11 protein-coding genes are annotated in these 12,815 nt (G+C 70.3%); 9 read left to right on the top strand and 2 right to left on the bottom strand.

The genetic code is table 11. The features are described 5' to 3' along the window. Positions 1-378: 378 nt before the first annotated feature. The 7 genes from mreB (at position 379) to MLJ35_RS15550 (ending at position 9,239) form a co-directional block, all read left to right on the top strand. Positions 379-1,422 carry a rod shape-determining protein gene (mreB, locus tag MLJ35_RS15580; RefSeq protein WP_338028450.1) on the top strand — a complete coding sequence of 348 codons (1,044 nt, stop codon included), beginning with the start codon at positions 379-381 and terminating at the stop codon, positions 1,420-1,422. A 19-nt stretch (positions 1,423-1,441) separates the two neighbouring features. Further along, positions 1,442-2,329: a rod shape-determining protein MreC gene (gene mreC, locus MLJ35_RS15575; protein ID WP_243383912.1), complete on the top strand. Its 888-nt coding sequence runs from the start codon at positions 1,442-1,444 to the stop codon at positions 2,327-2,329. Then, the gene (locus MLJ35_RS15570) at positions 2,326-2,814 is read left to right on the top strand and encodes a hypothetical protein (RefSeq protein WP_243383911.1); all 489 of its coding nucleotides are present in this window, start codon (positions 2,326-2,328) and stop codon (positions 2,812-2,814) included. Before mreC ends, MLJ35_RS15570 begins: the two co-directional genes overlap by 4 nt. Then, positions 2,814-4,700, top strand: coding sequence for a penicillin-binding protein 2 (gene mrdA / locus MLJ35_RS15565; protein WP_243383910.1), 1,887 nt, complete (start codon positions 2,814-2,816; stop codon positions 4,698-4,700). Before MLJ35_RS15570 ends, mrdA begins: the two co-directional genes overlap by 1 nt. Further along, positions 4,697-5,782, top strand: coding sequence for a rod shape-determining protein RodA (gene rodA / locus MLJ35_RS15560; RefSeq protein ID WP_243383909.1), 1,086 nt, complete (start codon positions 4,697-4,699; stop codon positions 5,780-5,782). Before mrdA ends, rodA begins: the two co-directional genes overlap by 4 nt. Then, a complete protein-coding gene (ligA, locus tag MLJ35_RS15555; RefSeq protein ID WP_243383908.1) occupies positions 5,782-7,782 on the top strand; it encodes an NAD-dependent DNA ligase LigA in 2,001 nt (666 codons plus the stop codon). Before rodA ends, ligA begins: the two co-directional genes overlap by 1 nt. A 62-nt stretch (positions 7,783-7,844) precedes the next feature. Then, positions 7,845-9,239, top strand: coding sequence for a serine/threonine-protein kinase (locus MLJ35_RS15550; RefSeq protein WP_243383907.1), 1,395 nt, complete (start codon positions 7,845-7,847; stop codon positions 9,237-9,239). A 23-nt stretch (positions 9,240-9,262) separates the two neighbouring features. Here the strand turns inward: MLJ35_RS15550 and MLJ35_RS15545 are convergent, their stop codons facing one another. Next, complete coding sequence (locus MLJ35_RS15545; protein ID WP_243383906.1) at positions 9,263-9,676, bottom strand: hypothetical protein; 414 nt, start codon at positions 9,674-9,676, stop codon at positions 9,263-9,265. 42 nt (positions 9,677-9,718) lie between these two features. Between MLJ35_RS15545 and MLJ35_RS15540 the strand changes: the two genes are divergently transcribed. Further along, positions 9,719-10,873 (top strand): trans-sulfuration enzyme family protein, encoded by a 1,155-nt coding sequence (locus tag MLJ35_RS15540; RefSeq protein WP_243383905.1) that lies wholly within the window; start codon positions 9,719-9,721, stop codon positions 10,871-10,873. A 60-nt stretch (positions 10,874-10,933) separates the two neighbouring features. Here MLJ35_RS15540 and MLJ35_RS15535 read toward each other — a convergent pair whose 3' ends face one another. Next, positions 10,934-11,458: a class IV adenylate cyclase gene (locus MLJ35_RS15535; protein ID WP_243383904.1), complete on the bottom strand. Its 525-nt coding sequence runs from the start codon at positions 11,456-11,458 to the stop codon at positions 10,934-10,936. Between the two features lie 50 nt (positions 11,459-11,508). Here MLJ35_RS15535 and MLJ35_RS15530 point away from each other — a divergent pair, with 50 nt between their 5' ends. Further along, positions 11,509-12,813 carry a hypothetical protein gene (locus tag MLJ35_RS15530; protein ID WP_243383903.1) on the top strand — a complete coding sequence of 435 codons (1,305 nt, stop codon included), beginning with the start codon at positions 11,509-11,511 and terminating at the stop codon, positions 12,811-12,813. Positions 12,814-12,815: the final 2 nt, after the last annotated feature.

Here is a 12,815-nt window from a genome sequence, read left to right as displayed (position 1 = left end):
ATGGGTGATCGGGGACTTCGACCCACCCGGGCGTGATTCCCTCCCTGTGGGGCCCCGCTCCACAGGCTGCCCCGCAGCCTGTTCCGCGACCCACATGGTCGGGAGGTGGAGGAGCTGCTGGCTGCGGGGATGCAACGCCGCCCCGGACACGCCATGGGTGATCGGGGACTTCGACCCACCCGGGCGTGATTCCCTCCCTGTGGGGCCCCGCTCCACAGGCGGCCCCGCAGCCTGTTCCGCGACCCACAGGGTCGGGAGGTGGAGGAGCTGCTGGCCGCGGGGATGCAACGCCGCTCCAGGGCCCGGCGGGCGGATGTTCCTCGGCTGGCCGGGGAGGGGTGGTTCGTGGCACTCTAGGAGGTTCTCCGGGAGCCGCCAGTGGCCAGCATTTTTTCCAGCCAGTTCTGGTCCAACATCTTCAATTCGGACCTCGCCATCGACCTCGGCACGGCGTCGACCCTGATCCATACGAAGCAGGCGGGCCGCATTGTCATCTACGAGCCCTCCATCGTGGCCGTGAACACGGTCACCCATGACGTGGAGGCCGTGGGCGACGAGGCCAAGCAGCTGCTGGGCCGGGCCCCCCAGGGCGTGCGCACCATCCGACCCATGAAGGACGGCATGATCTTCGAGGTGGACGCCGCCGAGAAGATGCTGGCTCAGTTCATCTCCAAGGCCCGGCCCAACCGCGGCATCGCCCGCACCCGCATCGTGGTGAGCGTGCCGCCCCGGGCCCACCAGGTGGCGCGCCGGGCCGTGAAGCAGGTCTGCTACGACGCCAAGGCCGGCGAGGTCTTCATCGTGGACCAGACCATGGTGGCCGCCATCGGCGCGGGCCTCGCCATCAATGAGAAGCGCGGCTGCATGATCGTCGACATCGGCGGCGGCACCACGGACGTGGCCGTCATCAGCTACAACGGCAAGGTGTTCTCGGATTCCATCCTCATCGCCGGCGACGAGATGGACGAGGCGGTGATCAAGTACATCCGCGAGAAGTACAACGTGCTGATCTCCGAGGCCTCGGCCGAGGAAGTGAAGTGGACGCTGGGATCGGCCTTCCCCTCGGAGCTGACGCGCACCATGGAGGTGAGCGGCCGGGACCAGTTCGAGGGCCTGCCCAAGACCCTGACACTCAACGACGCGGAGATCCGCGAGGCGCTGGCCGAGCCCATCAACGCCATCATTGACCTGGTCCGCAAGGCCCTCAACGAGACGCCCCCCCAGCTGGCGGCCGACCTCATCGATCGCGGCATCTGCCTCACGGGCGGCGGCTCGCTGATCCAGGGCCTGGACGAGCGGCTGCGCAAGGAGACCCACCTGCCGGTCTTCCGCGCCGAGGATCCCCAGACCGCCGTGGTTCGGGGAACCGCGCTCCTGCTGGAGAACATCCCGCTCCTGCGCCGCATCCAGATCCTCGACTAGCTGGCGGGAGGTTCGACAGATGGCCCTCCGCGCAGCCAAGTGGGGATGGAGCCGCACGGGCTGGCAGCGCCTGCTCGTCCTCCTCCTGTGGCTGGGCCACGGAACCTGGGTCCTGCTGGGCCCGCATCCCGGCCGTCACTGGGCGCGCGCCGCCGATGTCCTCTCGAAGCCCGGACAGGGCCTGGCGTCCCGGTGGACGCAGTGGCGGGCGGCCCGGCGGGTGTCGGCCCGCAGCTTCGCGGAGACCCAGGCCGAGAATGAACGGTTGCGCGCGGAGCTTGCGCAGTTGCGGACCCAGATGGCACAGGAGGCGCCCCGGCTGATGGAGGCGGACGAGGCCGTGCGGCTCCTGGGGCTGAAGCGGCAGGTCCCCCTGGATCTGAAGGGGGCACGGGTGATCTTCAGCACGCGGCCCGCCGCCTTCGGGGGGCTCATCCTGGATCGGGGCCAGGACCTGGGCCTGGTGGCGGATCAGGGCGTGCTGGTGCCCGAGGGCATCGTGGGTCGCCTCTGGTCCGTGGGGCCCACCCAGTCGAAGATCCTGCCGGCGGACGCGCCGAACGCTTCCGTGGCCGTCATGCTCATGCGCAGCCGCGCGACGGGCGTGCTCCAGGGCCTGGGGTCCGGGCGCGCCCTGATCCGCTACATCAGCAACCAGGAGGTGGTGCAGGTGGGCGAAGCCGTCCTCACGTCGGGCCTGGACCGCGTGTTTCCCCGGGGCCTCCTGGTGGGCTACGTGGCCGAGGTGGCGCGCGGCGACCTGGAGCTGAAGGTGCAGGTGAACCTGTCGGCGCCTCTGGATCGGATCTCCACCGTGCTGCTGCTGCCCGCCCAGCCGCCGCTGGAAGTGCAGCCGCCCTTCGTGGCGCCGGAGCAGAAGCCGCAGCGCAAGCGGGGGACGCCATGAGGATCCCGGCTCCTTCCGCCATGCGTCAGAACCTCCTGTGCGCGGCCGCCCTGGGCCTGGTGTTCCTCTGCGCCCCCTTCCCGCGGCTCCAGGCCGTGGTGCATGTGCTGCTGGTGCTGGCCCTGGCGCCCCGGGCGGGCTCTGCTCTGACGGGCGTGCTCTGGGCGGCGGCCGCCGGCTGGGCCTTCGAGGGATCCCTGCGACTCTATCCACACCTGGGCGGGACGGCCTGGGCCGACATGACCTTGACCTTGGCGGCCGGCTGGATGGCGGGCCGCTGGCCGCTGGAAGGTCTGAAGGGTTGGCTGGCGCGGCTGGCCTGCCTGGTCGTCGCGCACACCCTCCTGGTCCACGCGGCCGTGCGTCTGGCCGCGGGCCCGCATGCCTGGGGCTCCGGCTGGTTCTGGGCCTTCCTCAGCCTTCCGCTCTGGGGCTGGGCGACCTGGCGCCTGCTGTACTCCGGGCCTTCTCCCCGGCTGGGCTGATGGACCCCCGGCAGCGCCCCCTCCTCCACCGCCGCCTCGGGGTGTTCAAGGGCCTGGCCTGGGGCCTGGTGGCCCTGCTGGTGCTGATCTACGCCTGGCTCCAGATCGTCCGGCACGGAGAGTTCAAGCAGCTGGCCATGCAGCAGGCGGTGAAGATCCGCCCCATCGCCGCACCGCGGGGCCTGGTGCTGGACCGCAACGGCTACCGCCTCGTGGACAACCGCCGCGCGTTGCATCTCGTCATCCAGCGGGAGGATCTCCCCACCCGACCGGAAGTCGTGCAGAGCCTGGCCCAGGCCCTGGAGTTGGACCCGGCCGGGCTCATGCGGAAGATCCAGAGCTACCGTCTGGCCGGGAAGGGCCGTCCGCTGGTACTTAAGGAGAACCTGGATGATGTGGGCATCGCTCAGGCGGAGCGGGTCCGGGCCCGCTTCCCCTTCCTCAGTGTGGACGTGGCGCCGCGGCGTGTGTATCTCGGCGACGAGCTGGCGGGTCACGTGCTGGGGTACGTGGGTGAGGTGGACGAGCCGATGATGAAGGCCAATCCCGATGTCTTCCGGCTGGGCGAGACCATCGGGAAGGAGGGCTTCGAAGCCAGCGGCAACGACAAGCTCAAGGGGGTGGACGGCCAGCGGCGCATCCTCGTGGACCAGCTGGGCACGGAAGTCGCCCACTTCGGCCAGACGGACGCCGTCGCGGGTCACAGCCTCTACCTCACCCTGGACGCGGGCCTCCAGAAGGTCATGCAGGACGCCTACGGAGAGGAGGCCGGCGCGGCCGTGGTGCTCGACCTCCGCGACGGCGGCATCCTGGCCATGTACTCCAGCCCTTCGTACGATCCGAACCTCTTCCTCAACCGCCTCAGCCAGGAGATGGTGGACCGCTACCTGAACAATCCCACGCGCCCCATGATCAACCGGGCCATCCAGGGCATCTACGCGCCGGGCTCCACCTTCAAGCTTCTGGTGGCTCTGGCGGGTCTGGAGAAGGGCGTCATCACCCCCCAGACCGTGATCTACTGCGCCGGGAAGAAGAACTTCTACGGCCGCGACTTCCGCTGCGACAAGCCCACGGGCCACGGGGGCCTGAACCTGGTCCAGGCCATCGCCCAGAGCTGCGACGTCTACTTCTACGAGGTGGCCTCCCGGCTGGATGTGGACGACATCTACGCCACGGCGGAGAAGTACGGCCTGACGGAGCGCACGGGCATCGACCTGCCCCGGGAGAAGCGCACCCGCATCCCCAGCCGGGCCTGGAAGCGCAAGGCCGTGCCCAAGGATCCCAAATGGTATGCCGGCGAGACCATCAGCGTGGGCATCGGCCAGGGGGCCGTGGGCGTCACGCCCATTGGCCTGGCGCGGTTCTACGCCACGCTGGCCACCCGGGGGAAGGTGCTCACGCCCCACCTCTTCTACGGCTTCCGCAGCGACCAGACCAATCAGCTGGAGCCCGCGCCTCCCCCGGGCACCAAGGAGACACCGCTCGATCCGAGGCTCTGGGCGGTGCTGGACGAGGGGCTGTACGAGGTGGTCCAGAGCGGAACCGCCGCGGCCAACCCCTTCATCCGGGAGATCGCGCGGGAAGCCCCCTTCGTGGGCAAGACCGGCACGGCCCAGGTGGCCACCTTCGTGGACAAGAGCCACTACGCCCGCCAGGCCAAGCACCTGAAGGACCACGCCCTCTTCGCGGGCTACGCGCCCCACGACAAGCCCCAGATCGCCTTCGCCGTGGTGGTGGAGAACGCGGGCTTCGGCTCCACCGCCGCCGCGCCCATCGCCGCCAAGCTCGTGAAGTACTGGTTCGTGGATCGCGTGAAGAATCCCATCCCGCCCCCGAGGGGCCGCATGGTGGATCCCTTCGCCCCTCCTGCGGAGGCGGCGGAATGAAGGATCGCGTCCGAGCCCTGGATTCCCGGTTGCTGTGGGTCATCCTCGCCCTCATGGCCCTGGGCACGCTGACCCTCTATTCGGCGGGCCGGAACACGCCCCAGGCCACCATCTGGCTCAAGCAGACCGTCTGGAACCTCATGGGGCTGGCGCTGATGCTCCTGCTGGCGAACACGAACCCCCGCCGCGTCCTCCGCTACAGCTTTCCCGCCTACCTGCTGGGCTTGGCGGCCCTGGCGGCGGTGCTGGTGGTGGGCAAGAAGATCGGAGGCGCCACCCGCTGGTTCGTGGTGGCCGGCCAGACCTTCCAGCCCTCGGAGCTCATGAAGTGGGTGACGCTGCTCTACGTGTCCCAGCGCCTGGGCTCCCGGCCCGCGGACAGCATCGGCCGCCTCGAGCTGCTGGGCGCGGTGGGCCTGGTGGCCTTTCCCATGCTGCTCGTCCAGCGCCAGCCCGACCTCGGCATGGCCCTCAGCTTCCTGCCCATCCTGCTCATCATCCCCCTCATGAAGGGGCTCCGGGCGCGGTGGGTGGTGGCCCTCCTGCTGCTGGTGACGGTGGGTGGGTTCGCTGCGTGGAAAGTCGTGCTGAAGCCCTATCAGAAGCAGCGGGTGATGATCTTCCTGGATCCCTCCAGCGACCTCCAGGGCAAGGGCTACCAGGTGAATCAGAGCCGCATCGCCATCGGTTCCGGCGGCCTCATCGGCAAGGGTTTCACCAGCGGCTCCCAGACCCAGCTGAACTTCCTGCCGGTGAAGACCACCGACTTCGCCTTCAGCGTGTGGGCGGAGGAGCGGGGCTTCCTGGGCGTGCTGCTGGCCCTGGGCCTCTTCGGCCTCCTGCTCGGCCGCATCCTCGACGCGGCCAAGGCCGCCCACACCACCGCCGAGGCCTACTTCTGCGCCGGGGCGGCGGGCATCTTCGCCCTGCACCTGCTGGTGAACGTGGGCATGGTGGCCGGGGCCCTGCCCAACAAGGGCATGGTGCTGCCCTTCTTCAGTGCCGGGGGCAGCAGCACCCTCAGCTTCTTCCTCGCCCTGGGGCTCATCATGGGCATCCTGTACCGGTCGAAGGTGAAGTGATGGATCTCCGGACCCGCATGAAGCAGCTGGCTGACCAGGTGCGGCAGCACCGCCACCGGTACTACGTGCTGGACCAGCCCACCGTCTCCGACGCGGAGTACGATGCCCTGGAGCGGGAGCTGCGCGACCTGGAGGCCGCCCATCCCGAGCTGGCCGATCCCAACAGCCCCACCCTGCGCGTGGGCGCGCCGCCCGTGGAGGCCTTCGAGAAGCGCCGCCACGCCACGCCCATGCTGAGCCTCGACAACGCCTATTCCGAAGCGGAACTGCGCGACTGGGAGACCAAGTGGCGGAAGCTCGCGCCGGAGGCTCCGCCGCGGTACGCGGCAGAGCTGAAAGTGGATGGGCTGTCGCTGTCGCTGCGCTACGAGAAAGGCGAGCTGGTGGAGGCCCTCACCCGCGGCGACGGCGAGACCGGGGAATTGGTGACGGAGAACGCGCGGACCATCGCGGACATCCCCATGCGGCTGCCCGAGAACGCCCCGGACACGCTCACCGTGCGCGGCGAGGTGTTCCTGTCCCGCAAGCGATGGGAGGAGCTGAACCGCCAGCGGGACGCCCGGGGCGAGGCCCGCTTCGCCAACCCCCGCAACGCCGCAAGCGGCACCATGAAGCTGCTGGACAGCCGGGAGGTGGCCAGCCGCGGGCTGTCCTTCCTGCCCTGGCAGGCGCTCTGGGATGGCGGCCCGGCAGAAGATCACGCCCGGTCCATGGTCCACCTCGGCGCCTGGGGCTTCGGGGTCATGCCTGCCCATGCCACCGGGGACCTGGAGGCCATGCTGGCCTTCATCTTCACCCAGGCCGAGGCTCGCCAGAAGCTCCCGTTCGACACGGACGGGGTGGTGATCAAGGTGCTCGATGCCGACCTTCAGCAGCGGCTGGGCGCCACGGATCGCGTGCCGCGCTGGGCCATCGCCTTCAAGTACCCCGCCACGCAGGTGACCACCACGGTGCTGGGCATCACCTGGCAGGTGGGCCGCACGGGCAAGCTCACGCCGGTGGCGGAGCTTGAGGCCGTGGAGGTGGCGGGCTCCACCGTGCGCAGGGCGACGCTCCACAACGCCGACGAGCTGGCTCGCCTGGGCCTGAAGGTGGGCCACCGCGTGTTCATCGAGAAGGGCGGGGAGGTCATCCCCAAGGTGGTGGCCCTGGTGCCCGGAGAAGAGGACCGCGACCTGCCGGCGCCGGAGGTACCTCCCGTCTGCCCCGTGTGCGGCGGCGAGGTGGGCAAGGCCGATGACGCCGAGGTGGCCATCCGCTGCCTGAACCCCGAGTGCCCGGCCAAGCTGGTGGCGCGGATGCTCCACTTCGGCGGGCGGTCCGCCCTGGACATCGAGGGGATGGGCGAGGCCCTGGTGGAGCAGCTGGTGGCGTCGAGCCGCTTCCAGCAGCCCTGGGAGATCTTCACCCTGCTGGAGGAGCCCCTGCTGGGTCTGGCGTACCTGTCGAACCTGGAGCGCATGGCGGAGAAATCCGCCCAGAACCTCATGGACGCCCTGGCGGCGGCCCGCACGAAGCCCCTGTCCCGGTGGCTCCACGCCCTGGGCATCCCCATGGTGGGCGCCCGCACCGCGGAGCTGCTGGCGGAGGCCTACCCGTCACTGGAGGCGCTGTGGACGGCCGAAGAGGGCCGCCTCCAGGCCGTGGAGGAAGTGGGTCCCAAGGTCGCCGCCGCCCTGCGCGCCTTTGCGGCCCTGCACCCGGACCTGCCCGCGCGGCTGTCCGCCCTGGGCATCCATCCAACTCCGCCAGAACCCCGCGACCGGAGCGGCCTGCCGCTCTCCGGCGAGGTGGCCGTCGTCACCGGCACCCTGCCCACGCTCTCCCGGGAGGAGGCTGAGGCCTTGCTGAAGCGCCTGGGGGCGAAGGTCACGGGCAGCGTCAGCGCCAAGACCACGCTGCTGGTGGCCGGGGAGAAGGCCGGCTCCAAGCTGGCCAAGGCCGAGGCCCTGGGCATTCCCGTGCGGGACGAGGGCTGGCTGCTGGGGCAGGGGGACTGAAAAGGCCTGGACGCCGGCTTGGGGATCGTCCGATGATCGGGGCCGAATCCTTGGAAAGTCCCGTGCTCACGCGCCTCGGCAAGTTCGACATTCTCCGCCTGCTGGCTCAGGGAAGCATGGGCGATGTCTACGTGGGCCGCGATCCCATCATCGGGCGGGAGGTGGCCATCAAGGTCATCCAGGCCTCGGCGGCCGCGGGGCCCGAGGCGCGCGAGCGGTTCGCCCGGGAGGCCCGGGCCGCCGGGGCGCTGAACCATCCGAACATCGTCACCATCCATGAGATGGGGGAGGAGCAGGGGGTGCTCTACCTCGCCATGGAGCTGGTGAAGGGCGAAGACTTGGCCACGCTCATCCGGGCGGGCACCCTCTCGCCGCGGGACACCCTCGAGGTGCTGGCCCAGGTCTGCGACGGGCTGGCGGTGGCCCACCAGCACCAGGTGCTGCACCGGGACATCAAGCCGTCCAACATCCGGGTGGTGTGGGACGGGAAGGCCCTCCAGGCCAAGGTTCTGGATTTCGGGGTGGCCAAGATCTTCAACACCGACACCACGGATGAGGGCATCGTCTTCGGCACCGTGACCTACATGGCGCCGGAGTACCTCCAGGGGGGCCGTCCGGATGCCCGCAGCGACCTGTTCGCCGTGGGGGTGGTCCTCTACGAGACGCTGACGGGCATCCCCCCCTTCGACGGGCCCAATCCCGGCGCCGTGATCTACCGCCTGCTGCACGAGCCTCCGCCGCCCCTCCTGCCCACGGCCTTCCACGGCATCAGCCGCGACGTCTGGAACCTCCTGAGCGGCGCCTTGGCCAAGGACCCGGCGAACCGGTTCCAGAGCGCCGAGGCCCTGGCGGCGGCCCTGAGGGCCGCCAAGGATCCGAACTGGCGCTGGAGCCCGGAGTGCCTCCACGCCGGTCCCCCGCCGCCCCGCGGGGCCCCGGCCCCGTTCCCAGCGGCTCCTGCGCCTCGGCCCGCGAGAGCCCAGGAGGCCACAGTGCCGAGGGAACTCCCCGCCTCTGCCCCCGCTGCCTCCGGGCGCCCCCGGGACACCCCCCCTGCGAGGCCCCCGTCCCCGGGTTCGGGGCCCCGGGGGGTCGCCAGGGCCGGAGGGGTCGCGCCGGCTCCGGAGCATGAGGGGGAGGTTCCACTGGAAAAGCGTCCCGCGGGCCAGGCGGAAGTCCGGAAGGATGTCCTGGAAACCACGCGACGCCAATTGCTCCAGGCCCTCGCCATCGATCCGGGCAATGCAAGGGCCCACGCCATGCTGCTGGTCACGCTCTACCGCCTGGGCTGGCGGGAGGCCATGATGCAGAGCCTGCGCCACGCCCGGGATGGGGGCATTCCGGCCTCGCTCCTGAAGGCGGTCCCCCGCTGCGCTCAGCTCGTGGATGAGGAGGCCGCCGCCTGCCACCTCCCCCTGGAGCTGCACCAGGAGTTCATGGCCTACCTGGGGGATTAGCGCTCCCAGCGTTCTTGACGTTCCTAGCGCTCCTGGATCTCCAGGATCCGCCAGTCGTCGCCGGCCTTCCGCCAGCGCAGGCCGAAGGATCGGCGCGTGGCGTCCCGGGGCAGGAGACCGCCTTGGCGGCCCGTGATGATGAGGTCCACCTCCTGGAAGGCCTCGTTTCCCCGCACGGCGAGGTCGTTGCGCAGCACGGTCACACCCACCTTGTCCTGCCTCAGGAGGCCCGTGAGGAACAGCCGGGCGCCACCTTTGTCCATGCCTTCTGGGCCGCGGAAGGCCGGGTCCAGAGGCCCCACGGCGGCCGCCGCGTCCCCGTCCTCCACGGCGGCGCGACAGGATTCGAAGGCCTTCCGGATCCGGTCCTCGGGCTTGTCGGATCGACAAGCCAGGAGGACCGCCAGCATAGAAACCAAAGCGATGCTTTTCCTCATGGACGCTCACCTTCACACTGGTGGACCAGGAAGGATGGTCCCATGAATCCCCAAGGCCGTTTCGACACCCGCTGCATCCACGCCGGCCAGAGCCCGGATCCCACCAGCGGCGCCATCATGACGCCCGTCTTCTTCACCAGCACCTACGTGCAGGAGGGCCTGGGCCAGAACAAGGGCTTCGACTACGCCCGCGTGCGCAACCCCACCCGCGACGCGCTGGAGGCCAACCTGGCGGCCCTCGAGGGCGGGGCCCACGGCATGGCCTTCGGTTCAGGCATGGCGGCGGTGCAGGCCATCTTCGAGCAGCTCTCCAGCGGCGACCACGTGGTGCTGGGCGACAACGTCTACGGCGGCACCTTCCGCCTGCTGGACAAGGTAATGACCCGCTTCGGCCTCACCTACACCCAGGTGGACACGGGCGATCTGGCGGCCTTCAAGGCGGCGCTGCGTCCCAACACGAAGCTGGTGATGCTGGAGACGCCCACCAATCCCATGCTGGGCCTCACGGACATCCCCGGCGTGCGCCGCGTGATGACGGAGGCGGGCTGCACGGCCGTGCTGGCCGTGGACAACACTTTCGCCACGCCCTACAACCAGCGCCCCCTGGAGCTGGGGGCTGACCTCGTCTTCCACTCCACCACCAAGTACCTGAACGGCCACAGCGACACCATCGGCGGCATCGCCATCACCAGCCGCGACGACATCGCAGAGGGCCTGCGGTTCCACCAGAAGGCCGCCGGCGGCATCCTCTCGCCCATGGAGTCCTGGCTCATCCTGCGTGGCACCAAGACGCTGCACCTGCGCATGGAGCGCCACAACCAGAGCGCCCTCCAGATCGCCCGCTGGCTGGAGGCCCGCAAGGACCTGAAGGCCGTCTACTACCCGGGTCTGGAGTCCCACCCCCAGCACGCCCTGGCCAAGCAGCAGATGAAAGGCTTCTCGGGCATCGTCAGCTTCGACACGGGCGACGCGGAGCGCACGCGCCGCATGGCCTCCAGCTTCAAGGTCTTCTCCCTGGCCGAGAGCCTCGGTGGCGTGGAGAGCCTGGTCTGCCACCCCGCCAGCATGACCCACGGCAGCGTGCCCGAGGCCGACCGCCAGCGCCTCGGCATCAACGACAACCTCCTGCGCCTCAGCGTGGGCGTGGAGGACGTCCAGGACCTCATCGAGGACCTGGAGCAGGTGCTGAAGGTCTAAATCGCGCCGACCCATCCGGGCGGTTGATTCTCCGCGGTTGGCGGTTCTTCTTTTAGGGGCCTAACCGAGTCCGTGGGCCTGGTAGAGCTCAGGGTAGCTGCGGGGCTCCGCGCGGTCGGGGGCGAGGCCCAAGCCCTCCATGGCGGCGCGGATGGCCTGGGGGTCGCCCTCCAGCTCCAGGTAGCAGCCGAAGGGGGTCTCGTCGAGGCAGGCCTCCAGTTCCTCCCGCTCCCACACAGCCCGGCGCTTCTCCATGCGCAGCACGGGGACGTAGCCCAGGGCGCGGAGGATGGCCTCCAGGGATTCGCCGTCGTCGATGCCAGCCTCGTGCTCCGGGCGGATCTTGAGCATGGGGTCCGGCACCTTGGGGCCCTTCCAGGTCAGCCGGAAGGCCCCGGCGAAGCGCCGGGTCCGCAACGCCGAGCCCGCGGCCCGAAGCTCGCCATCCCGGTCCCAGAGCACGCTCACCTCGGCCTGGGCGGGGATGACCTCGCGAAACCCGAGAGCCTCCAGCAGGGCGCGGTAGGGCCCCGTGGCCGGGATGCGCAGCTTGAGCTCGGTCTCCACGGCGGGTTTGTGCTTCATCGCGGCGCGCCTCCGATCAGGCATGATGGTGCTGTCTCTGCGGTCCCATCGTGATCCCACAACGGTACATCATCGCCACCCTCTTCATCGCCGCCATGCTGCTGCTCTTCGCGGTGGTGCAGGCGCCGCGTCCGGTGACCTCGGGCGGGGTGGGCGCGGCGGACGCCCCCGCGGTGATGAGCTTTGGCGGCAGTGAGACCCTCGCCGAGCTGAGGCTGGAGGATGGCTGGGCGCCCCGCTTCCAGGGGGCCCTGGACCCGGACCAGTCCGAGCCCTGGCCCTTCGAAGGCGGCTTCGGGACACCCTGGGAGCCGGCCTCGCCCTACCTTGGCGACCAGGGCCTAGCCCTGAACGGTCCCCAGGGACGGAGCGAGGTCGTCCTCTGGCGCGGGCTGGAATGGCGCCGGTACCGATTCGATGCCCCCCTTTCCTCCGCTCGGCTGGATCCGGGCAAGGGCAACCGCCTGCTGGTCACCCTCCAGATGGGAGACGGCCGCTACGAGACTCGGCTGCTGGAGGTGCCCGAGGGCCGGGTGATCTGGTCCACGGAGTCCGGGCCCTGGAGCCGATTCAGCTGGGACGGGAAGGCCGTGCTGCTGGGCTTTTTCGAAAAACCGGATCCCCGGGCGGAATCCCGCCTTCTGGTCGGCGTCCTGCCCCTGGAGACCGATCTGGGGGAAGCCACCCTCGCCGCCTGGGACGAAGCGGGTCTCCCCCCTCCGCCCCGGGGCCTGGCCACGAAGCTGGAGGCCCTGTCGGACGATGGCCGGGACCTGCCCGGGGCCCGCATCGAGCTGCCCTGGCACGCGGGGGACCGCCTCTGGTTCCCGCGGGCGGACCGCCTTTGGTACGGAGGCGTCCAGGGGTGGGCCGCCTGGGTTCTGAAGGAGGGCCGGTGGCGCCGCGCCGCCGCGGGACCGGGGCTGCTCACGGCCCACCCGCCTCAGCGCATGGCCCTGGCTTCGCCTCTCGCCGACGAGGGGATGGCCCGCCGCACGAGCCCGATGACGGGGGTGGACTGGACCCCGGTGCCCGAGGGGGCGCTGCCTTGGCCCGCCTGGGACGCGGCCTGGGCCTGGCGGGACAACGGGGCCTTCGATGCCTGGGACCAGCGGTGGAACGAGAGCGCCCTGCCGCCGGAGCGCCAGCGCCAGGCGCTGAACGAGGCCTTCCGTCCGGATTGGCGCGCCGCCCTGAACCTGCGCGTCTCCGTCAAGGGCTGGCTGCCCGGAGGCCCCGAGGTCGCCTTGCGCGAACCCCTGGGCGTCGCCTGGATCTGGGTGGGGGACCGGGTCCTGCTGGTCCGCCTGGTGGAAGTGGAACGGGTACGGGTCTTGAAGAAGCTGTTGCGCTAGCG

This window comes from Geothrix alkalitolerans, assembly GCF_022808885.1.
Taxonomy (GTDB): Bacteria; Acidobacteriota; Holophagae; order Holophagales; family Holophagaceae; genus Geothrix; species Geothrix alkalitolerans.
The sequence above is the reverse complement of the archived record's forward strand: the minus strand, read 5'-3'. Positions and strand labels throughout refer to the sequence as shown.

Excerpts from the sequence above, each read along its gene's own strand:
- mreC (WP_243383912.1), top strand. The coding sequence starts at position 1,442 with ATGGCCCTCCGCGCAGCCAAGTGGGGATGGAGCCGCACGGGCTGGCAG.
- MLJ35_RS15570 (WP_243383911.1), top strand. The coding sequence starts at position 2,326 with ATGAGGATCCCGGCTCCTTCCGCCATGCGTCAGAACCTCCTGTGCGCG.
- mrdA (WP_243383910.1), top strand. The coding sequence starts at position 2,814 with ATGGACCCCCGGCAGCGCCCCCTCCTCCACCGCCGCCTCGGGGTGTTC.
- rodA (WP_243383909.1), top strand. The coding sequence starts at position 4,697 with ATGAAGGATCGCGTCCGAGCCCTGGATTCCCGGTTGCTGTGGGTCATC.
- ligA (WP_243383908.1), top strand. The coding sequence starts at position 5,782 with ATGGATCTCCGGACCCGCATGAAGCAGCTGGCTGACCAGGTGCGGCAG.
- MLJ35_RS15545 (WP_243383906.1), bottom strand. The coding sequence starts at position 9,676 with ATGAGGAAAAGCATCGCTTTGGTTTCTATGCTGGCGGTCCTCCTGGCT.
- MLJ35_RS15540 (WP_243383905.1), top strand. The coding sequence starts at position 9,719 with ATGAATCCCCAAGGCCGTTTCGACACCCGCTGCATCCACGCCGGCCAG.
- MLJ35_RS15535 (WP_243383904.1), bottom strand. The coding sequence starts at position 11,458 with ATGAAGCACAAACCCGCCGTGGAGACCGAGCTCAAGCTGCGCATCCCG.